Source organism: Mammaliicoccus sciuri (assembly GCF_025561425.1).
GTDB classification, from domain to species: Bacteria; Bacillota; Bacilli; order Staphylococcales; family Staphylococcaceae; genus Mammaliicoccus; species Mammaliicoccus sciuri_A.
The window spans coordinates 2,493,183-2,516,420 of sequence record NZ_CP094824.1 but is presented as its reverse complement, the minus strand read 5'-3'; the positions used below and the strand labels follow the sequence as shown (position 1 = coordinate 2,516,420).

The window sequence follows — 23,238 nt, the reverse complement described above, 5'->3', positions numbered from 1 at the left end:
AGGTGGCTAACTTAAACTTGAAATCCTCGATTGATAAAAAAATTAGTTCATCATGGGGTGACGCTAAACATTGGGATGACCGTGCAAAAGAAGAAGGCTATAAAGTGAACGGACAACCTAGTGAAGGCTCAATCTTACAAACTGATTATGGTGAACTAGGACACGTCGCAATAGTTGAAGAAGTAAAAAATGATGGTTCAATTGTTGTTTCTGATATGAACTATAAAAAGCCATATGAAGTGACTTCAAGGTTAATCACGCCAGATAGATTACACAACTATCGTTTTATACATGAAAAAATTTAAAGGAGTGTTTTATAATGAAGATTTTCGTAATAGGTGCTAATGGACAAATAGGAAGACATTTAGTTAAAGATTTAGTAGAAGAAGGCAATGAAGTTGTTGCAGGTATTAGAAAAAACAGTCAAGCAAGTTTCTTTGAAGAATTAGGAGCAACAACAGCACCACTAGATCTTGAATATGACGATATCAATGACATTTCTGAAAAAATAAAAGATGCAGATAAAGTTGTGTTTACAGCAGGTTCAGGTGGACATACTGGTGCAGACCAAACAATTATTATTGACTTAGACGGCGCAGTTAAATCTATTGAAGCAAGTAAAATAGCAGGTACGAAACATTTTGTACTCGTGTCTTCATTTGATACGAGAAGATCAGCTTTTGAAGGCGATTTAAAACCTTACACAATAGCTAAGCACTATGCAGATGAACATTTAAGAAATGCTAATATACCATATACAATCGTTCACCCTGGTGCATTAACAAATGATGACGCTATAGGAACAGTTACATTAGCTGAAGAAGTAGAACGTGGTAAAATACCTCGTAAAGATGTAGCGACTGTCTTGGTTGAAGTATTAAACAATGATGAGAAAATTGGTCAAGAATTCCAAGTCGTTTCAGGAAATGTTGAAATTAAAGAAGCGGTTGATCAATTTAATCAATAATCATAAAGGAGTCTTATGATGGTTAAATTCGCAATTTTGACAGATATACATGGAAATATCGATGCATTAAACGCGGTACTTTCAGATATCGATAATCGAACGGATATAGATCACATTTATAACTTAGGTGATAATATTGGTGTTGGTCATTGTACAAACGAAGTTCTTGAAGCAGTTACAAGCAGAAAAGATATGACATACATTGCAGGTAATCACGACGAAGCGATTATGTCAGTCGTTAACAACGAGCCATATCCAGAAAGTTTGAAAAGTAAGTTCTATGAACATCATCAATGGATAGTAAAACATTTAGACAGTAAATATTATACCTTTTTAAATGAACTTAAACGTGAAGTTACAAAAGAAATAGGCGGGTTAAAATTTTATTTCACACATTATCGAATACTCGAAGAAAATATGGATAAGCATATTAGTGAAGATCCATTTGAACCAATTGTAGATCCTTCGTTAGAACATGTACACGGATTATTTAACGGATTAGATGCAGATTTTGTTACATTTGGACATAATCACGTGTTACATCACTTTGATGATATAGAAACAATATATTTTAATCCAGGATCAGTAGGGTTAAATAACGGTGCATACGCTGTGTATGGCATAGTAGAAGTTAAAGATGGTGCCATAAACATAGAAAGAGTCAAAGTACCTTATGATAATCAACCATTCTTAGAAGGATTCGATGATAAAAAAGTACCAGGCAAACAATTAATATTTAAGTCATTCATATAGAAGAAAACAGCCACAACATTGACGTTGTGGCTGATTTTTTTACTGATATGGATTAAAATGGAAATGAATAAACTTATAAAGAAGGTGAACCATTGAAAAAGAACTATTATTCAGTGATTGGATCTCTTATAGGTAGAACATACATAAGTCCTCAAGATATTCAAAAATATGAAACATATAAAAAAGGAAAAGAAGGTGAAAGGAAGTTTTTAGAAATATTAAAATCTATTGATCAATTAGAGTTTATATATGATTTACAACTACAAAGTACTCAAAATTATCAATTTGATTTTTTAGTTATCACTGATAAGATTATCTATCAATTTGAAATCAAAAATTATTTTGGTAAATATGAATTTAATAATGGTAATATGATTTGTGATAACAGCTTTGTAATTAAATATCCGTTAGCTCAATTAGATAGAAATGACTATATCCTAAATAAAGTACTTGATAAATTAAATATAGAAAGAACAATAAAAAGCTATATAATATTTATTAACGGAAATTTTAGTATAAAAGGCAAAATAGATGAAGAAACAATTATTTTACCAAACCAGTTAAATAAAGTAAGACATCTCCTTAAAAACAATACCTCTCCAAATAATTCTATAATAAAAACCACATTACAAAATCTCCATACACCTTTTGAAGATGATTATCATCAATATCCGAATTATGAATTTAACAAATTAAAACCTGGTATAAGATGTACACAATGTAACAATATTATAGATACACCACTGAAAAATAAAAAGAAAATAATCACTTGTTCTAACTGTTTTAATGAGATACCTAGAAAAGAACTTATTTTAAATACTTTAGACGAATTAATGTATTTGAAAGGAGCACCATTCGGTATGAAAGAAGCAAGGAAGTGGTGTAATGGTGTACATAGAAATACACTTTCATATATTATGAAAGGACATTTTAAAATGATTACCCAAGGAAATACTAAAGTATATTATAAGTAAGTTAAGGCATATCATAAATTTGAGGTTGGATAGTGTGATGGGGGACTGAATCAAGGTATGTCGCACGAAGACTGTGAACATAACCCTGTCAAGTAGACACTAAAAAAAGTAATCAATATGTTGGCTGTGCTTTTATAAGCGCAGCCATTTTTAATGAAATTCTTTTAGAATTATAAAATTTTATATATTCATTTATTTGCTTTGTGGCGTGTTTTATATCATTGAATGTTTGAGATTTGTCTTTGAATACCTCTGATTTGAGTAACCCCCAAAAGCCTTCCATAGGACCATTATCAATACATCTACCTACACGAGACATGCTTTGCTTCATAGAAGCATTTTTAATCATCTCTCTAAATAGAACACTCGTATATTGGAATCCTCTGTCGCTATGAAATATAATGCCTTCGGTATTTCTTTTAATTATGGCTTTGTTAAAGGTATCGTATACAAGCTTATTATTGTTTTGAGATGAGACTACATGGCTGATGACTTTCTTAGCACCTAAATCATAAATAGCGCTTAAATACACTTTAAATCCATTTTTCAATTTAAATTCTGTCACATCTGTTAACCAGACCTTATTAACTTTACTTGTTGTAAATTTTCTGTTTAGGATATTTTGAGAAGTGATTTCTGGCTTACTAAGTTTATATTGCCTTCTCTTTTTTCTAATGACAGCTTTTAATCCATACTTCTTCATAATTCTATATACGCGTTTATGATTAACCTGGAATTTAGTATATAATCTCAGATAAATATAAATTCTTCGATATCCATATATGCCATCATGTTCATGATAAATCCTGAAAATCTCATCTTTTAATTCGTTATTGAATCTTTCAGATTCTGAAACCTCTCTGTTTTTCCATTTATAATAACTTGCTCTCGATATTTCAAGTGCGGCGCATATCCATTTGATTGGATACTTATCTTTTAATGCTTCGATTGTCTTGTATGCTGCTATTTGCTTGATTTTCGATTCATCAACTGCCTCTCTATTTCTTCCTGCTTTTTTAATACCTCATTCTCCATTTGGAGAAATTTATTTCTTTGTTCAAGTGCTTTTATTTTTAATTCAAGTTCTTCTTCTCTAGTTAAAGCTTCAACTGGTTTTCCTTTACCTCTACCATCTACTAAACCAATATCACCATGTTTTTCATACTTTTTTACCCAATTATAGACTTGTGAATAGTTAACTTGGTACTTTTCAGCTGTCTTATTAAAGTCTCTATTATTTTCAATACAATATTTAGCTATTTCAATTCTCTCTTCAAATGTTGTTTTTCTAGTATTCATAGTGTCTACCTCCAGATATGGAAAATAAGATTTATTTTCCTTTCCTTCAGTATACTTTACCACCCAATTTTTTAAAGTAGCATGATGTGAAATATTGTAATAGGCTGCTAGATCTGAATACGTCTTATTAGTCTCTAGATATTCTTTAACAACTTTTTCTTTAAATTCGCGTGTATAGATTTTATTTCGATTCTTATTTATAAGTGCTGTTATACCATGTTGCTTATACACTTTATATTTAAATCGAATCACACTATCACTAATATCTAAATTTAACTTATCAATTATATTTTGAAAGGAATAACCCTTTTCATGCAAATCGAAGATTTCCTGATACAGTTTAACAGGTAGTCTAGTTTTATACATAAAAATACCCCCTATAGAGTTTTAGTTTTTTTAATGTCTACTCTATAGGGAATAATACACTGCGAGATATCGTGCGCTAGGGTAGAAAATCAGAGTGTATCGCACGAAGACTGAGAGAGATTCCTATACCAAATTATATAAAGTAAAAAAACTAGAACAAATTAGGTATATCTACCTAAATGTTCTAGTTTTTTTAATGTACATGTTCTGTTTGTTCCATGCAACAGAGTAGGGAACTGTCATGCTGATGATCTGGTGTTTCTAATTGGATTGTTGCGTGATGTATAGATTTATGAATAAGTTTATGATTGATTTCTTCTATTATATTATCGCATTCCTCTACAGTCTTATCTTTATCTACGACTGCATGGCAACTTAATGCTGTTAAGTCACTTGTAATGGACCATATATGCAAATCATGTACTTCAATTATATCTGGGTGCGACTTAATCGTTTCTGATATTTCATGAACATCGATATTTGATGGTGTGCCTTCCATCAGTACATTTAATGCAGATTTCGTAACACCATATCCGCTTCTAATAATTAATAGTGCCACAATAACACTTGCTATCGGGTCTGCTAATTTCCAACCGAATGCAATCATAATGAGTGCTGCTACAATTGCGCCAACTGAACCTAATAAATCTCCGAGTACATGGATGAATGCACCACGCATATTTAAGTTGTCTTTCGTATCAGATCCTTTGAACATTAACCAAGCAATGAAAATATTTACAAGTAAACCGATTGTACTTATGATTAACATGCCAGTTAAAGCGACTTCTGGCGGATCAATAAATCTGGAAATGGCTTCATAAAAGATATATATACTAATACCAATTAACAAGACACCATTGATTAATGCTGCTAAAATTTCAAATCTCTTGTAGCCATATGTCTTATTCTTATTGGCAACACGTTCACCGAATTTAAAGGCCATTAATGCAATAAAGAGTGAAATGGCGTCGCTTAGCATATGTCCAGCATCTGATAGTAAAGCTAAACTATTTGTAATATATCCACCAATCACTTCAACTATCATAAATACGGCAATGATTATAAATGAAATGAGCAGTATCTTTTTATTGTTTGTATGAACATGGTTGTGGTCATGTCCATGATGTTCATGTCCCATGAAAACACCTCCTAAATTGTTAATGTTTGGCATGCTCGATGGCTTGTTTTAATAATAAGATAACGTGATCATCATCGATTGAGTAATAAATACTTTTACCTTCACGTTCAAATTTAACAAGCCTAAGATTCTTTAAAAATCTTAATTGGTGTGACACGGAAGATTGACTGAGTGAAAGTGTTTCAGCTATACAACCTACAGAATATCTTCCTGTACATAATAAATGTAATATCTTTACGCGAGTCGGATCGCTTAATGCTTTAAAAGTTTGTGATACAAGTAATAGTGTTTCATCATCTAAAATAGTATTTGTAGTCATATTATTCTCCTAACATATGGATATATGTTCATATGTTAATCTTATTAAAATTTATAGTATCTGTCAAATCATTATAAATTGACAAAATAGCTATAATTGTGAGATGTTCACTTAAAGTAAATTTTTTTTGGAGGATACTATGGTGAAAATACATGGCTTAACTGTAGATAATGAATCTAGATGTGAACATTATCAAACGCCGCTTGATATCATCGCGATTAAATTTAAATGTTGTGATAAATTCTATCCTTGTTACAAGTGCCATAATGAATGTGAAAAGCATGACATTAAGAGATGGGAACAATCTGAATTTGATGAACATGCGATACTATGTGGCGTTTGTAAAGAAACGATTTCTATCAATGATTATATGTTGAAAGAGGTATGCCCAAATTGTGATGCTCGCTTTAATCACCGATGTAAGTATCACCATCATTTATATTTTAAAATTTAAGTTGGTTTTCTATTTTAAAGGTAATTTATTATAAAACATGTTATAATATTTTTGACTTTAAAAATTTAACATTGAAATGAATGTGAATGTTGCATAGAGAGAAAAGGAGGACATTGAATGAAGGATTTGATTAAAGGTCATATATTAAGTGGCGAATTTGATACTGCATATAGATTGATGTCCGAAGTGGATTTCTTAGAATTTGAAGAACACTTTATTTCAGCAGCTCACGAAGAAGAAAGTACGATGTTTTATACATTTATATTAGACTGTATTAAGAAGGAAGAAACAAGTGAACTTCACGACTTAGCGTTCTTGTTACACGTTTATCCATATAGTGAACATGATGGCGCATTTCATTCAGCTTATTATCATGCTGAAAGATCGATGATTTTAACAGATTATAAAGAAGTTAAGAGTTTATTACAAATGCTTCTATTACATGCTATACCAGAACCTTTACTTTCTGACAAACAAGCTTTTGATATAAGTAAGCAAATACTTAAGATAGATCCAGAAAATAAAGTTGCTAGAAATATAATGAAAGAAACAGCGAAGAGAATGGACCAAGTAGTGGTAGATTTTTCACAACTATCCAAATCTCAAAATGCATAGACCTAGTCTTTTGACTAGGTTTATTTTTTATGGGATTATAGACAAGTTACAAAATAAAATTTAGGAGAAAAAAATGGAGAATCAGTTTAAAAGAAAAATAATTATGATTGTCTTTTTAGTTGGTACATTTTTCATGATTTTAAATGAAACGCTCTTAAATATTGCATTAAAAGAATTAATGTCAGTATTTGATGTAGATGCACCAACTGTCCAATGGATGGCAACTGGTTTCATGTTAGTAATGGGTGTACTAACGCCATTGTCTGCAGTCGTAAATCAATGGTTTACAACGAGACGGTTATTTTTAGGGTTAGTAACAATATTTTCTATCGGGACTTTAACAGCCGGGTTAGCCGTTAACTTTCCAATTCTATTAGTAGGTAGAATGATTCAAGCAGCTGGAACGGGGCTTATGATTCCAACTGTCATGAATGCAATGCTCATGCTATACAATGAGAATGAACGCGGGAAAATTATGGGGCAATTCGGATTAGTCATTATGTTTGCACCTGCATTAGGTCCAACGTTATCAGGTGTTATTGTTGATTATTTAGGATGGAGATGGTTATTTTTAATCGTTATCCCATTCATGCTATTTACGTTTATATTCGCATATAGATATTTACAAAATGTTGGTGAAATTACGAGACCGAAAATCGATGTCTTCTCAATCATTTTATCAACGATTGGTATTGCGACAATTATATATAGTGTTTCATCGGTGAGTACTACTGAAGGTGGCTTTTCAAGTCCTTCAATTTACATCCCACTCATTATTGGTATTATTGCGATGATACTATTTGTCTTTAGACAACTTAAATTAGAAGAACCATTATTAGATTTGAAAGTGTTTAAATATCGTAACTATACAAAGGGCGTTATTATTTTCGTTGTTGTGATTATGACAATGTTTGCTTCTGAAATTGTGATGCCTATGTACTTGCAAGGTCCAATGGGATTCAGTGCTAGAGTTGCTGGATTGATCTTATTACCAGGTGCTTTATTAAATGGTTTCTTATCACCATTTATGGGTGCCATATTTGATAAAGTTGGTCCAAGAAAGCTAGTTGTACCAGGATTAATTGTGTTGTTATGTGTCTCAATATTTTATTCAACGATTCATCCAGGTATTTCAGTTTGGATATTTGTTATTGTATATATTATTTTAATGATTAGTATTTCTGCAGTATTGATGCCGGCAAATACAAATGCATTGAACGCTTTACCAAAAGAAATGTATCCACACGGTACAGCTGTATCCAATATGTTACAGCCAATAGGTGGCGCATTAGGTATTGCGATTTTTGTAAGTATCATGAACGGTGGACAAAGAGCAGCATTAGAAGGTATTAAAAACCCTACAGTTGATCAAATCAATCATGCTATGACGCAAGGTATTCATCAGTCATACTGGTTTGGTATTGTGTTACTCGCTTTAGTAATCATTGTCGGATTGACAGTTACAAGAGCGAATTATAGTCAATCAATTAAAGATAATTCATAAATATATATGAAAAAGAGCAGGGCTTTTATAGTCTTGCTCTTTTTTTAGAATATTTTCGTGAATAGTGGGTATACATTATTATGTTGAACAAAATTATGAGGAGGAAAGTTTGTGTCAAATTTGAAAGAAGCAACAAAAATAGGATTTGCTTATGTCGGGGTCGTTGTAGGTGCAGGGTTCTCGACAGGGCAAGAGGTAATGAAATTCTTTACCCACTATGGTTTATACGGGTATATAGGGGTTATTATATCTGGTATAATGTTGGCGTTTTTTGGTAGACAAGTAGCTAAGATTGGTACAGCACTCGATGCTGATGACCATAGCTCAACGATTAATTATTTATTCGGTAAAGCAGGTATCGTGATAGATTATGTATTAATATTTTTCTTATTTGGTATATCAGTAACGATGATAGCTGGCGCTGGATCAGCATTTAATGAAAGTTTTGGGGTGCCAACTTGGTTAGGCGCTTTAATTATGTGTATTTTTATTTATATCACGCTTTTATTAGACTTCGATAAAATAGTAAAAGCACTAGGTGTCGTCACACCGTTTTTAATCATTGTGATTTTAATAATTGCAGGTTACTTTTTTGTGAATGGTCAAGTAGGTATTTCTGAAATTAATGATACAGTTGAATCACCAAGTCTTTTCTGGGGAATTGCTCAAGGGTTCATTTATGGTGGTTTAGCGTTCTCAGTAGGATTTAGTACATTAATTGCCATTGGTGGCGATGCTGATAAACGACGTATTTCAGGATTAGGTGGCATTATTGGTGGTGTGATTTATTTAATTTTATTAGCACTTATCAATGCTGGATTATTAGTTGAATATCCTAATATTAAAGATATCGAGATACCAACGTTAGCACTTGCTAGAACAATTTCACCTATTATTGGATTTGCATTATCAGTAATTATGCTTGTGGTTATGTACAACACGATTTTAGGACTTATGTACTCATTTACAGCAAGGTTTACTGTACCGTTTTCTAAAAAATACGTTGTGTTATTGACGATATCAATGTTAATCGCTTATGGCTTAAGCTTTGTAGGTTTCTCATCACTTATTGATAAATTATATCCAGCTATGGGTGTTATAGGTTTAGTGATTTGTGCTGCAATTGTTGTTAAATATATTAGTCGTAAAAGAGATAACAAAAAACATATCGCATAAAATAATTGAATATGTTAAACTATCTTCTTACATGAGGAAGTGAACATATGAAAAGAAAAAAACGACGATTGTTTATATTGATTGTAGCGATCATCGTTGTTGTAAGTGGGTTTTACGGTTATAACAAATATCAGGAACATAAAGAAAGGGAAGCGCAATTACAAGCTCAAAGAGCCAATCAATTATTACTAAACAACAAGAAAGTAAAATTGATACGTGATGTATCTTACGGTCATAGTGCACCAAATAGTCAAATGGATATTATTATGCCTTCAAGAATGAAAAAAGGTGAGAAACTGCCAGTCATATTTTGGACGCATGGTGGTGGTTTTATAGCGGGAGACAAGAGACATAAGAATCCATACTTAGCACAAATTGCTGAAAAAGGATATATCATCGTAAATGTAAATTATGCTTTAGCACCTGATTACCAATACCCGACACCAATACAGCAATTAGATCAAGTAACTAAATATACATTAAAACATAGAAATAAATTTAATATCGACTATAAACAAATTATATATGGCGGAGACTCTGCAGGTGCACAAATTGCCAGTCAATATGTGGCTTTACAAACAAATGATAAATTGCAACAGCAAATGCGTATGAAGCCAAGTATTAAAAAAGATTATTTAAAAGCTGCCATTCTTTTTGGTGGATTATATAATATGCAAACGGTGAGATCTACAGAATTTCCTAGAATCGATTTATTTATGACAAGTTATACGGGTACTAAAGAATGGGAAAAGAACTTTGCAAGAATTAATCAACTATCTACTGTTGATCAAGTGACAAAAGAGTATCCACCTACATTTTTAACAGTGGGAGATGCTGACCCATTTGATCCACAAAATAGAGAGTTTGATGAAGTCCTTAAAAAGCAAGGTGTTCAAACGACTACAACATTCTTTGATGGTACGCACGGTTTGCGTCATCAATACCAGTTCCATATGAACTTGAAAGAATCTAAGAAGAATTACAATAACGTCATGATGTTTCTAGGGGCTAATACGAAACAGTCACCTTATGAAAACAATGCGAATCAAGATTCTGAATCAGTGATTAAAAAAGATAAATAATAAAAAAGGCAAACTACGCGAAATACGTGATGAGTTTGCCTTTTTTTATAATAATTTTGCCATCATAAATTCATCGTAATATTTATCATTAAAATACAATGTTTGTTCTTTCTTTCCTTCTACTTTAAAACCAAATTTCTCGTATAATCGGTATGCCGGTTCATTCTCCGTAACGACTGTTAACTCTAGTCTATGCAGTTGTCTTCTCACTGCCCAAGCTTCAGTTTCTTGAAGTAGTTTAAATCCAATTCCTTTATTTCTAAATGTCGGAAGTAGACCCATAGCAATTTTAGCGGCATGACGATTTCGATTTGTTTTGCCACCTTGGATCGTTACATATCCAATTAATATATCATTTAATTCTGCAACTATGATTGTAGAGTTACTTGTCGTGATCATTTCTTCTAGAAATAAAGTTTGGTTTTGTATAGATATTTGATGTTCTCCAGGATTAAAGAGTAAATATTCGGATTGATTAATCACACTATCTAACAATTTATTAAAGTTTTCAACATCATTTATTCGAATTTCGCGTATGATTTCTTTCATAAAATGTCTCCTATTTCTATTTATAAATTATAATCAGTGGTATATTTATGGTAATTAAACAATAAGTTATAAATAGTATAACACATATGTGAAGTCCGAATATAAAGGAGTGCTTAAAATGAAAGCGAATGTACTCATCTCAGGTGGATCGGGGTATATAGGCAAGCATTTAATCAGTACGTTAAAAGATGTCGGCAATCTATATACGATTACAAAGTATGAATCAGATATGATGCTAGATAATGAAGTTACATGGAGAAAATGCGATATTTATGTACTTAAAGATATGATTGAAGCATTAAAAGATATAGATATTGCAATTTATTATTTAGATCCAAACAAGAAATCTGCGAAGTTAACTCAAAGTACTGCACGTAATTTAAATATTATTGCGAGTCATAATATGGCAATAGCATGTAAAGTCAATAATGTTAAAAAAATTATATACATTAAAGGTTCTCCTTTTGATATAGAAACGATGGAAATATTAAGTTCAACGGGAATTGAAGTTCAAGTGACAGAACAAGCTATTAAGCGACCAGCTGTATCGATAGAATTACAGAAGTCTAAAATAGATGACGTTAGAAGTGTTGATAGAATGCCCATTCCTTATAAATGGGATTTAGAAGGTGTTGTGAAATACTATTTCCAATGGTTACAAGAAACAAGTGGTACGTTAGTAAGAACGGAATTAATTGGAGATATTTATTATGTTTATTTTCAACATCGCAGTAAACCATTATTAAAATTAAAAAGAGTGCATCCGAATATTGACGAAGATATTATACAGTTCAAAGTTATTGGTGGCTCACTTGCTGTAGATTTATATGAAGATAATGGCATGTTAGAATTTAGAAAGTTAAGATTAACAAATGAATTTATGGTTCATTTATTTAATTACGTACCGAGATTACCTTGGAGTATATATTATTTATCACAAGCACCTATTCATAATGTAACGATGAAGGGGTTCGAAGTTGATTGTAGAATTAAAGATTTTCAACTACGCAGTATAGCAGGAGAAGTTAAAAAATATACAAAGTAGAGGGATAGTATGGAATTACTAATAATTGAAGACGATGAAACTTTATTTAATGCTATGAAGCAACAACTAGAGAAATGGGATTGGTCAGTACATGGTATAAATGATTTTGGAGCGGTGTTTGAAGAATATAAAGCATTGCAACCAGATATGGTTATTATAGATATACAGTTACCTCAATATGATGGACTCTATTGGTGTCGTGCGATTAGAAAACAGTCTAATATACCGATTGTATTCTTATCTTCAAGGGACCACCCAATGGACCAAGTCATGAGTATGGAACTAGGTGCGGATGACTTTATACAGAAACCATTTCACACAGAAGTTCTAGTTGCCAAACTTCAAGCAATTTATAGAAGGGTTTATCAATATAATAAAGATGAGCCGAGAATTAAATTATGGCATAAAGCACGAGTGGATTATGGTAAACATATTATTGAAAAGAATGATATTGAAATTTCATTAACTAAAAATGAAATGTTTATTTTAGAGATTTTACTGAATCATAAAAATGAAATCGTGAGTAGAGATACGATTATCACTGCTTTATGGGATGATGAACAATTTGTAAGTGACAATACATTAACCGTTAACGTCAATCGCTTAAGAAAGAAACTTACTGAAATTGGCTTCAATGATTTAATTGAAACGAAAGTAGGTAAAGGCTATATTGCACACGAGCCGGAGGGATAAAATGATCAAGTCGTTTCTGAAAGAAAGATGGATTTGGATATTACTATTTATAGTCATGCAAGCTACTATTCTGCTGACGAGCTGGTTAGATGTAGCCTTTTCTTTTAAAAGCGCTTTGTACTTAGTCGGTATAAATTTGATTATTTTTATCGTGTTTATATGGTTGATTTACACGCGAGAAACAAGATTTTATAGCGCATTAAAAAATGATATGCCGATTAAAGAAATTGAACATAAAGAATTGAATCAATCAACATATGAAAAGATCGTTTTTGATTATATTCAACTTTATGATGAGCGTACGAGACGTACCATTCATAACCAAAATAAAGAAATACAAGCGACTAAAAATGATTTGTTAGATTGGATACATGAAGTCAAAACACCCATCACAGCAATGAAGTTATTATTAGACCAAATCGAAGAACAAGATTTAAAAAAGAATTTATTATATGAGTGGAGCAGAATCGACTACTTACTGGATCAGCAACTTTATATTAGACGTTTAAGTTCTAAAAGTAATGATTTTTATTTTGGACATTATGCGTTAAAAGAGATGGTTATAAAAGAAATTCAACATGCACGTAATATAAGCATGGCAAAAGGCATAGGGTATAATATTCAAATTGAAGATGAAAAAGTTTATACAGATGAAAAATGGTGTCGAACTGTCATTAGACAACTTATAAGTAATGCTCTGAAATATACGGAGAATAAAGATATTATCATTTCAACTTATGAAGAGCATGATCAAACATACTTGAAAATTCAAGATTTTGGGCGAGGAATTAAAGCGCGAGACTTACCACGTATTTTTGAAAGAGGCTTTACTTCAACGACAAATAGACGTGAGTCAACAGCCACAGGAATGGGGCTTTATTTAGTTAAAGAGATTACTGAAGGATTAAGTATTAAAGTCACCGTTAAATCTACTTATGGTGAAGGAACGACAGTATTGCTTGTTTTTCCACAACCTAATGATTTAACAACGGTACAACAATCAAGTGACAAAAATGTCACTTCAAACTTAAAAATGTACGATGAATCAAAGGAAGAATCGTAAAAAAGGCTATAAGATGGAATCATAAACAAATTACAAAGGAGTTTTGAATATGAGTATATTAAAAACTGAACAACTCGTTAAAGTTTATGGTTCTAAAAAAAATCAACAAGAAGTGTTGAAACAAATAGATATGACTGTTGAAAAAGGTGAATTCATTAGTATTATGGGGCCATCTGGGTCAGGAAAGACGACACTGTTAAATGTATTAAGTTCCATTGATTATGCGACAACAGGGCAAATTGAAATCAATGGGCATCAACTACAGAACATGAACAATAGACAAATGTCTAATTTCAGAAAAAAAGAGCTAGGCTTTATATTCCAAGAGTATAATTTGCTTAATACGCTTACCGTACAAGAAAATATCATGTTACCTTTAACCATTCAAAAAATTTCTAAAAAAGAAGCGCAAGTAAGATTTGAAGAAATTAGTAAGGCGTTAGGTATTTTAGATATACAAAATAAATATCCTAGTGAAATCTCTGGTGGTCAAAAGCAAAGAACATCAGCTGCAAGAGCATTTATAGCACAACCATCCATTATATTTGCTGATGAGCCAACAGGTGCATTAGATTCTAAATCTGCTTCAGATTTACTGAATAAATTAAATCAAATGAATCAAATGACACAATCAACAATTGTTATGGTTACACACGATTCATCAGCAGCAAGTTATTCAAACAGAGTCATCTTCTTGAAAAGATGGAAAGATTTACTCTGAACTTTATAAAGGAGACGATGATAGAGAGACATTTTACAAAGAAATCATCAAAACACAAAGTGTGTTAGGTGGTGTTGTAAATGAGCTTTAATCAAATTGTTATTAAGAATTTAAGACGAAACATTCGACATTATAGTATGTATGTCTTTTCAATAACGATGAGTGTCATGCTCTTTTTCGGATTTGTCACGTTAAGGTTCTCTGAAGATTTAAATAGTGTTCAATCAGGTATTAGGGTTGGCGCAGCTATTAAAGTAGGCGTAACAATATTGACGATTATCATCGTTATATTTCTACTTTATGCTAACAAACTCTTTATTAAAAGAAGATCGAGAGAAATGGGATTATACCAATTAATTGGTGTGACAAAGCGTGAAGTCTTTAAAATATTTGCTTTAGAAAACTTTGTATTATTCACATTAACAGCTGTGATTGGATCTATTTTAGGATTTTTCTCTTCTAAAATATTATTGATGATTTTATATAAAATTATCGGCGTCCAACAAGAAGCACATTTGAATTTTAGCATTGAAGCTTTCGTTCAAACGATTGTACTTATGATTGCGATTTATATCATTATCGCTTTTCAAAATGCAATATTTGTAAAAAGAAAGACAATTTTAGCGCTTATGCATGAATACAATGCGACAGATACTAAAATTAAGAAAATTAAACTATATGAATTGATTTTTGGTGCAATTGGCATCGTCATGATTATAAGTGGATATTATTTATCAAGTGTCATGTTCGAAAATCTTAGTAATGCTGGAATGACAACATTATATATAAGAATGATTACCATTTTATTCTTAACAATAGTGGGTGCATACTTGCTCTTTAGATGTTCAATCTCATTGATTTTTAATACCATTCGTAAATATAAAAAAGGCATGCTGAGCGTAACAGACGTTGTTTCAACTTCGTCTATTATGCACAAAATGAAAACTAATGCTTTATCACTGACAATTATCGCAATAGTGTCAGCTATGTCAGTCGGTCTATTAGCATTGAGTTACGTTCAATATTACAACGCTGAAGAAACAGCAAGAAGCACGTCACCAGATGATTACATTTTTGTAAATAAAGATGCAAATCAACAATTTAAAAAAGCATTAGATGCTGAGCATATTCAATATAAAGAACGTAATTACGACGTGACACGTTATATTATTGATGATAGAAAAGTGCTTGAAGGTTCTACTGAAACTAGGGGAGCAGAACCCAATTTACCATCAACAGTTGCCAAAGCATCTGAATTTAAAGACATAAAATTGAAAGACGATGAAGTAGCAATTGTAGGATTCAATGACCTTCTTGATAAAGTCATTACTGTAAATGATGAAGAAAAAATGTCTTACAAAATGGGAAATCAAACTCATCATCTTAAAGTGAAATCTATTAGTAAAGAATCATATTTATCTTCACTTGTTTCTTATAATGCACCTATTTATGTTGTGTCAGATCACACATTCGACCAAATGAAAAAGCATGAAGCTAAAAATGAGGACTTGAATCAGCAATATGGTGTGAACTTAACAAATGATAAAGATGTTAAGAAAGCAGAACAAATCTTTAGTAAGTTACAGAGTAAAACAGAGTCATCTATGTCTTATCATGAAATTTATAATGACTCTAAAAGTAGCCTCGGTGTTATGCTATTTATTCTTGGATTCTTAGGTATCGCATTCTTACTATCTACAGGATGTATTATTTACATTAAACAAATTGATGAAACTGAAGATGAAACATCAAACTACATCATCTTAAGAAAGTTAGGTTATACATCTAAAGATATGTCTAAAGGTATCGCTCTAAAAATTGGGTTTAACTTTGCGTTACCATTAATCATTGGATTATGTCACGGATATTTCGCGGCTAAATCAGCGTGGTTCTTTATGGAACAATCATTCTATACTCCAGTGTTGATCGTGATGTCACTTTATTCATTAATCTATATTCTGTTTGCTTTCTTAGCATACATCCACTCTAAACGTGTGATTCAAAGAGTACTTTAAAAATTAAATATTTAAAATAAAGGCTAGTGCTTGTCATTAGCCTTTTTTTGTGTTATAAAATACCAATGTGAACTTTGTGTTTACTTAAAGTTTACAGACAAGTTAAATTTTTAAAAATAAATTAATAAACTGTGGTCGAATTCATTTTGAAAGAGTACAATGAAAGAGTAATTACATAAATTATGATGTAAATTTTGGGAGGATTACTAATGTTTAATAAGAAGAAGGATAAGTTTGGTATTCAGTTAGAAGCTATAGCTGAGAATTTAAGTCGCGCATCAGTTGAATTTGGAGAAATGGATTTTGATTCAGATTTCGACTTAAAAGCTTATTCAGATAAAATTAAAGCCTATGAGTCTAATGGTGATGATCTTATGCACCAAATGATTACTGATTTAAACCAAACTTTCATTACACCAATTGAAAGAGAAGACATTTTAGAATTATGTGATGCATTAGATGATGTATTAGATGAAATGGAAGAAACTTCAGCAATGTTTGAAATGTACTCTATCAGTTATTCAGATGAATACATGGCAGAATTCGTGAAAAATATACAAGCAGCAATTAAAGAAATTGAAATCGCTGTAACGTTAGTAGCTGAGAAGAAATTCTCACACATTCGTGTACATTCTATCAACATTAAAGAATATGAAACGAATTGTGATGGTATTTTAAGACAATCAATTAAATATATTTTCAACAGTGAAACAGATCCAGTAACATTAATAAAAATTAAAGATATTTATGAATCTCTTGAAGATGTAGCAGATAAATGTCAATTAGTAGCAAACAAATTAGAACAAATTATTATGAAAAATAGCTAAGGAGTTTTAAAAAATGGATAGTTTACTCATTATTACCGTAGCTATTGTGATGTGTGCGTTACTTTTTGACTTTATTAATGGTTTCCATGATACAGCCAATGCAATCGCTACAGCAGTATCTACAAAAGCACTTAAACCACGACATGCAATTATTTTAGCAGCGGTTATGAACTTTGTTGGGGCATTAATGGCAACAGGTGTAGCACAAACAATTGCTAAAGATATTGTCGATCCGTTTAAATTAGAAAATGGTTCAGTTGTTATTTTAGCAGCATTGATTTCTGCTATAGCGTGGAACCTTATTACTTGGTATTTCGGGATTCCAAGTTCATCTTCACATGCATTAATAGGGTCAATTGCAGGTGCAGCTATTGCTTCTGCAGGATTTGGAATATTACATTACCAAGGATTTTCAAAAATTATATTAGCTTTAATTGCATCTCCGATTTTAGCGTTTATCGTTGGTTTTATTGTATATTCTATTTTCAAAGTCGTATTTAAAAATAATAATTTAACAAGAACAAATAGAAACTTTAGATTTATCCAAATTGGTACAGCAGCTTTACAAGCATTCTCACATGGTACAAATGATGCTCAAAAAGCAATGGGTATCATTACAATGGCACTTATTTCAGCTAATATGCAATCTACAACAGATATTGAATTATGGGTTAAAATAAGTTGTGCTACTGCAATGGGTCTTGGAACTGCAGTCGGTGGATGGAAAATCATCAAAACAGTTGGTGGAAACATTATGAAAATCCGTCCAGCTAACGGTGTAGCAGCTGACTTATCATCAGCATTCGTTATTTTCGGAGCTACATTCATTCACTTACCAGTATCAACAACACACGTAGTATCTTCATCTATTTTAGGTGTAGGTTCATCACAACGTGTTAAAGGTGTTAAATGGACAACAGCACAAAGAATGATTATTACTTGGATTATAACTTTACCAGTATCAATTATCCTTTCTTTCATCGTTTATCATATTTATGCATTATTCGTATAATCGATATAAAAACATCCAACTCATTTAAGGTTGGATGTTTTTTGTATGGAAAAATTGAAGAAATTAGGAGGGATTTTTTGATAAGTGATTTTTTTGTGGAGTTGTTCTGAGTTAGGGACAGAATTCCGAGAAATGTCCGTAAGAGGTAGTGTTAGGGACAGAATTCTGAGAAATGTCTCTAAGCGAGCGCCTACCTAATTACCAGAATTCAGAATAATGGAAATTACAGCATTCTAATTACCACAATTCGGAATAATGGAAGTTAGCGCCTAGATAATTAAAACTACCATATTCTAATTTTCTGCATAGAAAAAACCAGTTCGTCTTCTGAACTGGTTTTTTTATTAATGAATATATGAATAGTTATATACTTGAGATGCTGGGACTGTTCTGTAATCTTTAACACCTGGAGGCGTATTATAGTTCATTTCTGAAACTAATAAACTTCCGTCTGCGTTAATAGATTCTACATATGATACGTGTCCATATTGTCCAGCTGTAGATTGCATAATTGAACCTACTTCAGGAGTACCGTCTACTCGGAAACCGTCAGCTTGTGCTGCGCCTGCCCAATATTTAGCATCTCCCCAGTATGTGCTGATTGAACTACCAGCTTGTGCTCTGCGATCAAATACGTAATATGTACATTGACCCCAGTCATATAAGTTTTGGTCATTGAATGATTGATTGCCACCTGTTTGAGTAGGTTGTGTGTTATTTGAAGGAGCAGTTGAAGTATCACTACCGCTTCCACCAGCAATTTTTAAAGTTTGACCAGGATAGATAATATAACCTTGTAAATTATTTGATTTCATTAGTTGGTCAACTGTAACACCGTTTTGTTGTGCGATTACTGATAATGAGTCACCGCTTTTAACTGTGTATGTAGAGCCTGAAGTTGCTGTTTCTTGAGAACCGCTTCCTCCTGTTGAACTACTTCCGTTTACAGTAATGACTTGCCCTGGGAAAATCATATTTCCTGAAATATTGTTACTTGATTTCAGTTGATTAACAGATACACCATATTGGTCTGCAATCATCCATAAAGATTCACCATTTTTTACAGTATGTTGAGTTGAAGCTTCGGCGTCGTTATGAGCTGCTATAGCTGCAACACCAGAAACAGCTGTTACTGCGAATGCAAATTTTTTCAAAGGCTTATCCTCCTTAGGTATATATAATATATAAAAACAGAATACTAAAATGAACTTTCTTCTATACACGTAATGGTAACAAAAATAATATTGTATGTACCTGATGTAATCACTTTGTAATAAAAACACAATAATTACTTTTTACTTTTTTACATTGATTGAAGTGCACTAAAACCGTTATGAGCGTATCTATATGGAATATGGTAATTTATTTATGTATGATGAATGTTACAAATTATCGAAGACATGACGTTTGATATATAGAGAAATAGCATGTAAAATGTTGGTATTACGTTATAAAAAGGAATGATTAAAGATGAATTATGATAACCAATATGCATCTTATCAACATACAGATACTCATGGTTCAGCCATTAGAAAAACATGGCTATACTTCTTATATTATTGGGTAATCTTTGGAGTTGGGACATATGTAGGTCAATTCGTACCACCTGCATTACATTTACCAATTACAATTGGATTATTTGTACTCATTATGATTTCGCTATTTGTAAAATCGTCTAGAAAATTTGGCGGTTTAATTTCAAATATATATGCATTCTTTATCGGTGTGATTTCATATACGGCCTTTATGTATTATTTAGGCACATTAGGTACAGAAGCGTTTTATGGCAATATTGCCTTAGCAATTGGTGCATTTGCTGCTTTTGGTATACTCGGCTACTTTATGATTGATGATGCCTCAGGTTTAGGAAAATATTTATTTGTAACATTAATCGCGTTAATCTTCGCAAGTTTATTAGGTATATTCATCCATAATCCTATTTTCCATACAGTGTTATCTGTAATAGGTATTGGACTGTTTCTATTGTATACTGTGTATGATTTTAACCGTATGAAACTAGGGAACTTCTCTCCTAGAGAGATGGGCTTTAATTTGTTTATTAATTTACTCAACATCATTATGCACATTTTAAGACTGGCAAGTATTTTAAAAGATTAAACATTACAAGTCTGAGGCAATCATCGTGTCTCAGACATTTTTTGATTTGTAAACTTTGCCAGATGTAATCATTATTGTATAATAAGTATGTTAAATAACTCACTTGAAAGAGAGATGGAAATATGGGACGTAAATGGAATAATATTAAGGATAAAAAAGCCCAAAAAGACAAAAATACAAGTAGAATCTATGCTAAATTTGGTAGAGAAATATATGTAGCTGCTAAATCAGGTGAACCTGATCCAGAATCAAACCAAAATCTTAAATTTGTATTAGAAAAAGCTAAAACTTATTCTGTTCCTAAACATATTATAGATAGAGCAATTGAAAAAGCTAAAGGCGGATCAGAAGAAAACTTTGATGAATTAAGATATGAAGGATTCGGTCCAAGTGGTTCAATGCTAATTGTTGATGCATTAACAAATAACGTAAACCGTACAGCAAGTGATGTACGTGCAGCATTCGGTAAAAATGGCGGTAATATGGGTGTATCAGGCTCAGTTGCTTACATGTTCAACCATACAGCTGTATTCGCATTTAAAGGTAAATCTGCTGATGAAGTTTTCGAACTATTATTAGAAGAAGATTTAGATGTGAGAGATGTTATCGAAGAAGAAGATTTAACAATTGTATACGCAGAACCAGATCAATTTGCACAAGTTCAAAATGTGCTTAAAGCAAATGGCGTAGAAGATTTTGACGTTGCTGAACTTTCAATGTTAGCTCAATCAGAAGTAATATTATCAGAAGAAGATTTACAAACGTTTGAAAAATTAGTCGATGCAATTGAGGATTTAGAAGACGTGCAACAAGTATTCCACAATGTTGACTTGTAATGGAGTGTTTAGATGAATAAAGAGAAATGGATAAGCGCACTCAATTTAATACCGCATCCAGAAGGTGGTTTCTATCATGAAACGATTAAATCAGAACATGCTTTAAATGATGGCAACGCGTTATATACAAGTATTTATTTTCTATTAGAAAAAAATAATATTTCGCATTTTCATAGAATAGAATCTGATGAGGTATGGTATTATCATGCAGGACAAACATTGACTGTGCATATGATTTATCCGGATGGTCATTATGAAAAAGTTAAAGTTGGTCCAAATGTTGAAGAGGGAGATGTATTACAAGCGCTTGTACCAAAAGGCGTGATATTTGCTTCAACTGTTGAAGGTGACAATGACTATGCACTTGTAGGATGTATGTGTGCACCAGGATTCCAGTTTGAAAAATTTGAACTGTTTACACAGGCTCAATTAATTGAACAGTATCCACAACATCAAGAAGTAATTGAAAAATATGCTTTCGAAACAATTTAAAGTTTAATATAAAGAAATCCCAATCCGAATGAGTCGGATTGGGAATTTTTTTGCGGAATTATAGTTCTCCGTATACTTCTTTAGCAGTTTCGATGACATAAGATAATTTACGCCATTGCTCATCTTCAGATAAGATGTTACCTTCTTCTGTTGAAGCGAAACCACATTGAGGGCTTAAGCATAATTGATCTTTCGAAACGTATTTTGTTGCTTCGTCTAAACGTTCAAGAATATTTTGTTTGTCTTCAAGTTCACCAGTTTTTGATGTAAATAAACCTAATACAATATATGCATCGTTTCTATCAAAGTGTCTTAATGGTTCAAAGTCTCCTGAACGATTGTCATCATATTCTAAGAAGAAGCCTTGTAGCTTTTCAGTGAATAGTTCTTTCGCAATTGGTTCATAACCACCTGTAATTGCCCATGATGATTGATAGTTACCACGACAAATATGAGTTGTAATCAATAAATCTTCTGGTAAATCAGCTAATGCATCATTGACAACTTTTGCTGCTAGTTTGATAGCTTCTGCTTTTTCTTCTTCAGAACGCTCTCTATTTTTAATTAATTGTTTTGTTGCTGCTAATCCAGCCCAATATACATCGTCAATTTGTAAATAGCGGCAACCTAATTCATAGAATTTAAGAATAGATTGACGATAAGCTTCTGAAACATCTTTCGCATATTCATAAATATCTGGATAGATTTCATGGTTTAATATGTTTGGATGGAATAACTGGTTTGGACTCGGAATAGATACTTTACTTACAGCTCTTCCGTTTACTTGCTTATGTAAATAATCAAAATGAGCGAAGTGAGGATGGTCTGGGTTGTATTGGACTTTTCCTACAACTCTTACGTCATGTTTTTTAGTTTCTACGCCGTTAAATGTTAAACCAATTTCTGGTTCATAATCTTCTACGCCTGTTAAGTTTTCTAAGAAATCAAAGTGCCAATAAGAACGTCTGAATTCACCGTCTGTAATACTCTTCAATCCGACTTCTAATTGCTTTTCAATAATCTTATCGATTTCTTGATCTTCAACTTTCTTTAAATCTTCTTGAGTAATCGTACCTTCTGAAAATTGTTGACGAGCTTTCTTTAAAGGCTCAGTTCTTAGTAAGCTACCTACATGGTCGGCACGGAAAGGTCTTAATTGTTCTGTCAATTTACTTCACTCCTGTTTATATACTCTAAAAATTCTGAAAAATTTAATATTA

Annotated in this window: 24 protein-coding genes and 1 pseudogene; 19 read left to right on the top strand and 6 right to left on the bottom strand. The window is 32.0% G+C overall.

The genetic code is table 11. The features are described 5' to 3' along the window. The first annotated feature begins 17 nt into the window (after positions 1-17). From MUA60_RS13165 to MUA60_RS13150, 4 genes are all read left to right on the top strand, one after another. The gene (locus tag MUA60_RS13165) at positions 18-305 is read left to right on the top strand and encodes a CHAP domain-containing protein (protein WP_262648593.1); all 288 of its coding nucleotides are present in this window, start codon (positions 18-20) and stop codon (positions 303-305) included. Between the two features lie 14 nt (positions 306-319). Continuing rightward, positions 320-967, top strand: coding sequence for an SDR family oxidoreductase (locus tag MUA60_RS13160; protein ID WP_262648592.1), 648 nt, complete (start codon positions 320-322; stop codon positions 965-967). 18 nt (positions 968-985) lie between these two features. Further along, positions 986-1,720, top strand: a complete 735-nt coding sequence (locus MUA60_RS13155; protein WP_262648590.1) for a metallophosphoesterase family protein — start codon at positions 986-988, stop codon at positions 1,718-1,720. Between the two features lie 92 nt (positions 1,721-1,812). Beyond that, positions 1,813-2,694, top strand: coding sequence for a nuclease-related domain-containing protein (locus tag MUA60_RS13150; RefSeq protein WP_262648588.1), 882 nt, complete (start codon positions 1,813-1,815; stop codon positions 2,692-2,694). Positions 2,695-2,806: 112 nt separating this feature from the next. On the opposite strand, the gene MUA60_RS13145 is transcribed toward MUA60_RS13150, so the two are convergent. The 3 genes from MUA60_RS13145 to MUA60_RS13135 form a co-directional block, all read right to left on the bottom strand. Further along, positions 2,807-4,359, bottom strand: a protein-coding gene (locus MUA60_RS13145; RefSeq protein ID WP_262648586.1) for an IS3 family transposase whose coding sequence is annotated in 2 segments (ribosomal slippage) — positions 2,807-3,682 and positions 3,685-4,359 — 1,551 coding nt in all. Because the reading frame shifts where the segments join, the coding sequence is not laid out codon by codon here. A gap of 193 nt (positions 4,360-4,552) precedes the next feature. Beyond that, on the bottom strand, positions 4,553-5,497 hold the full coding sequence (locus MUA60_RS13140) for a cation diffusion facilitator family transporter (protein WP_262648584.1): 945 nt from the start codon (positions 5,495-5,497) through the stop codon (positions 4,553-4,555). A gap of 19 nt (positions 5,498-5,516) precedes the next feature. After that, entirely contained in the window at positions 5,517-5,816 is a 300-nt protein-coding gene (locus MUA60_RS13135; RefSeq protein ID WP_262648583.1) for an ArsR/SmtB family transcription factor, read from the bottom strand. A 139-nt stretch (positions 5,817-5,955) separates the two neighbouring features. On the opposite strand from MUA60_RS13135, the gene MUA60_RS13130 reads away from it, so the two are divergent. From MUA60_RS13130 to MUA60_RS13110, 5 genes are all read left to right on the top strand, one after another. After that, the gene (locus MUA60_RS13130) at positions 5,956-6,270 is read left to right on the top strand and encodes a CHY zinc finger protein (protein WP_262648581.1); all 315 of its coding nucleotides are present in this window, start codon (positions 5,956-5,958) and stop codon (positions 6,268-6,270) included. Between the two features lie 117 nt (positions 6,271-6,387). Next, complete coding sequence (locus MUA60_RS13125; protein WP_262648580.1) at positions 6,388-6,885, top strand: hypothetical protein; 498 nt, start codon at positions 6,388-6,390, stop codon at positions 6,883-6,885. A gap of 73 nt (positions 6,886-6,958) precedes the next feature. Then, complete coding sequence (locus MUA60_RS13120) at positions 6,959-8,389, top strand: MDR family MFS transporter (protein WP_262648578.1); 1,431 nt, start codon at positions 6,959-6,961, stop codon at positions 8,387-8,389. A 111-nt stretch (positions 8,390-8,500) separates the two neighbouring features. Beyond that, positions 8,501-9,565 (top strand): YkvI family membrane protein, encoded by a 1,065-nt coding sequence (locus MUA60_RS13115; RefSeq protein WP_262648577.1) that lies wholly within the window; start codon positions 8,501-8,503, stop codon positions 9,563-9,565. A 47-nt stretch (positions 9,566-9,612) separates the two neighbouring features. Then, positions 9,613-10,647 (top strand): alpha/beta hydrolase, encoded by a 1,035-nt coding sequence (locus MUA60_RS13110; protein WP_262648576.1) that lies wholly within the window; start codon positions 9,613-9,615, stop codon positions 10,645-10,647. 45 nt (positions 10,648-10,692) lie between these two features. Here the strand turns inward: MUA60_RS13110 and MUA60_RS13105 are convergent, their stop codons facing one another. Continuing rightward, positions 10,693-11,196, bottom strand: a complete 504-nt coding sequence (locus tag MUA60_RS13105) for a GNAT family N-acetyltransferase (RefSeq protein ID WP_262648575.1) — start codon at positions 11,194-11,196, stop codon at positions 10,693-10,695. Between the two features lie 118 nt (positions 11,197-11,314). Here MUA60_RS13105 and MUA60_RS13100 point away from each other — a divergent pair, with 118 nt between their 5' ends. From MUA60_RS13100 to MUA60_RS13070, 7 genes and pseudogenes are all read left to right on the top strand, one after another. Continuing rightward, a complete protein-coding gene (locus MUA60_RS13100; protein ID WP_262648574.1) occupies positions 11,315-12,241 on the top strand; it encodes an NAD-dependent epimerase/dehydratase family protein in 927 nt (308 codons plus the stop codon). 9 nt (positions 12,242-12,250) lie between these two features. Further along, positions 12,251-12,934, top strand: coding sequence for a response regulator transcription factor (locus MUA60_RS13095; protein ID WP_262648572.1), 684 nt, complete (start codon positions 12,251-12,253; stop codon positions 12,932-12,934). Between the two features lies 1 nt (position 12,935). Next, the gene (locus MUA60_RS13090) at positions 12,936-13,997 is read left to right on the top strand and encodes a sensor histidine kinase (protein ID WP_262648571.1); all 1,062 of its coding nucleotides are present in this window, start codon (positions 12,936-12,938) and stop codon (positions 13,995-13,997) included. A gap of 49 nt (positions 13,998-14,046) precedes the next feature. Further along, a pseudogene (locus tag MUA60_RS13085) lies at positions 14,047-14,809 on the top strand (ABC transporter ATP-binding protein). Further along, positions 14,799-16,733, top strand: a complete 1,935-nt coding sequence (locus tag MUA60_RS13080) for an ABC transporter permease (RefSeq protein WP_262648568.1) — start codon at positions 14,799-14,801, stop codon at positions 16,731-16,733. Before MUA60_RS13085 ends, MUA60_RS13080 begins: the two are co-directional and overlap by 11 nt. 209 nt (positions 16,734-16,942) lie before the next feature. Then, positions 16,943-17,560, top strand: coding sequence for a DUF47 domain-containing protein (locus tag MUA60_RS13075; protein WP_037590003.1), 618 nt, complete (start codon positions 16,943-16,945; stop codon positions 17,558-17,560). A gap of 13 nt (positions 17,561-17,573) precedes the next feature. Then, positions 17,574-18,572: an inorganic phosphate transporter gene (locus MUA60_RS13070; protein ID WP_262648567.1), complete on the top strand. Its 999-nt coding sequence runs from the start codon at positions 17,574-17,576 to the stop codon at positions 18,570-18,572. Between the two features lie 344 nt (positions 18,573-18,916). Here MUA60_RS13070 and MUA60_RS13065 read toward each other — a convergent pair whose 3' ends face one another. After that, positions 18,917-19,726, bottom strand: coding sequence for a LysM peptidoglycan-binding domain-containing protein (locus tag MUA60_RS13065; RefSeq protein WP_262648565.1), 810 nt, complete (start codon positions 19,724-19,726; stop codon positions 18,917-18,919). A 316-nt stretch (positions 19,727-20,042) separates the two neighbouring features. Between MUA60_RS13065 and MUA60_RS13060 the strand changes: the two genes are divergently transcribed. The 3 genes from MUA60_RS13060 (at position 20,043) to MUA60_RS13050 (ending at position 22,018) form a co-directional block, all read left to right on the top strand. Continuing rightward, on the top strand, positions 20,043-20,690 hold the full coding sequence (locus MUA60_RS13060; RefSeq protein ID WP_262648563.1) for a Bax inhibitor-1/YccA family protein: 648 nt from the start codon (positions 20,043-20,045) through the stop codon (positions 20,688-20,690). A 122-nt stretch (positions 20,691-20,812) separates the two neighbouring features. Next, entirely contained in the window at positions 20,813-21,526 is a 714-nt protein-coding gene (locus MUA60_RS13055; RefSeq protein ID WP_262648562.1) for a YebC/PmpR family DNA-binding transcriptional regulator, read from the top strand. A 12-nt stretch (positions 21,527-21,538) separates the two neighbouring features. Continuing rightward, complete coding sequence (locus MUA60_RS13050) at positions 21,539-22,018, top strand: cupin domain-containing protein (RefSeq protein WP_025907371.1); 480 nt, start codon at positions 21,539-21,541, stop codon at positions 22,016-22,018. Between the two features lie 58 nt (positions 22,019-22,076). Here MUA60_RS13050 and MUA60_RS13045 read toward each other — a convergent pair whose 3' ends face one another. Continuing rightward, positions 22,077-23,186 (bottom strand): 5-methyltetrahydropteroyltriglutamate--homocysteine S-methyltransferase, encoded by a 1,110-nt coding sequence (locus MUA60_RS13045; RefSeq protein WP_262648560.1) that lies wholly within the window; start codon positions 23,184-23,186, stop codon positions 22,077-22,079. Positions 23,187-23,238: the final 52 nt, after the last annotated feature.

Bases quoted from the DNA above. Each gene is read 5' to 3' on its own strand.
- MUA60_RS13160 (WP_262648592.1), top strand. From the start codon at position 320: ATGAAGATTTTCGTAATAGGTGCTAATGGACAAATAGGAAGACATTTA.
- MUA60_RS13155 (WP_262648590.1), top strand. From the start codon at position 986: ATGGTTAAATTCGCAATTTTGACAGATATACATGGAAATATCGATGCA.
- MUA60_RS13140 (WP_262648584.1), bottom strand. From the start codon at position 5,497: ATGGGACATGAACATCATGGACATGACCACAACCATGTTCATACAAAC.
- MUA60_RS13135 (WP_262648583.1), bottom strand. From the start codon at position 5,816: ATGACTACAAATACTATTTTAGATGATGAAACACTATTACTTGTATCA.
- MUA60_RS13130 (WP_262648581.1), top strand. From the start codon at position 5,956: ATGGTGAAAATACATGGCTTAACTGTAGATAATGAATCTAGATGTGAA.
- MUA60_RS13125 (WP_262648580.1), top strand. From the start codon at position 6,388: ATGAAGGATTTGATTAAAGGTCATATATTAAGTGGCGAATTTGATACT.
- MUA60_RS13120 (WP_262648578.1), top strand. From the start codon at position 6,959: ATGGAGAATCAGTTTAAAAGAAAAATAATTATGATTGTCTTTTTAGTT.
- MUA60_RS13110 (WP_262648576.1), top strand. From the start codon at position 9,613: ATGAAAAGAAAAAAACGACGATTGTTTATATTGATTGTAGCGATCATC.
- MUA60_RS13105 (WP_262648575.1), bottom strand. From the start codon at position 11,196: ATGAAAGAAATCATACGCGAAATTCGAATAAATGATGTTGAAAACTTT.
- MUA60_RS13100 (WP_262648574.1), top strand. From the start codon at position 11,315: ATGAAAGCGAATGTACTCATCTCAGGTGGATCGGGGTATATAGGCAAG.
- MUA60_RS13095 (WP_262648572.1), top strand. From the start codon at position 12,251: ATGGAATTACTAATAATTGAAGACGATGAAACTTTATTTAATGCTATG.
- MUA60_RS13090 (WP_262648571.1), top strand. From the start codon at position 12,936: ATGATCAAGTCGTTTCTGAAAGAAAGATGGATTTGGATATTACTATTT.
- MUA60_RS13080 (WP_262648568.1), top strand. From the start codon at position 14,799: ATGAGCTTTAATCAAATTGTTATTAAGAATTTAAGACGAAACATTCGA.
- MUA60_RS13075 (WP_037590003.1), top strand. From the start codon at position 16,943: ATGTTTAATAAGAAGAAGGATAAGTTTGGTATTCAGTTAGAAGCTATA.
- MUA60_RS13070 (WP_262648567.1), top strand. From the start codon at position 17,574: ATGGATAGTTTACTCATTATTACCGTAGCTATTGTGATGTGTGCGTTA.
- MUA60_RS13060 (WP_262648563.1), top strand. From the start codon at position 20,043: ATGAATTATGATAACCAATATGCATCTTATCAACATACAGATACTCAT.
- MUA60_RS13055 (WP_262648562.1), top strand. From the start codon at position 20,813: ATGGGACGTAAATGGAATAATATTAAGGATAAAAAAGCCCAAAAAGAC.
- MUA60_RS13050 (WP_025907371.1), top strand. From the start codon at position 21,539: ATGAATAAAGAGAAATGGATAAGCGCACTCAATTTAATACCGCATCCA.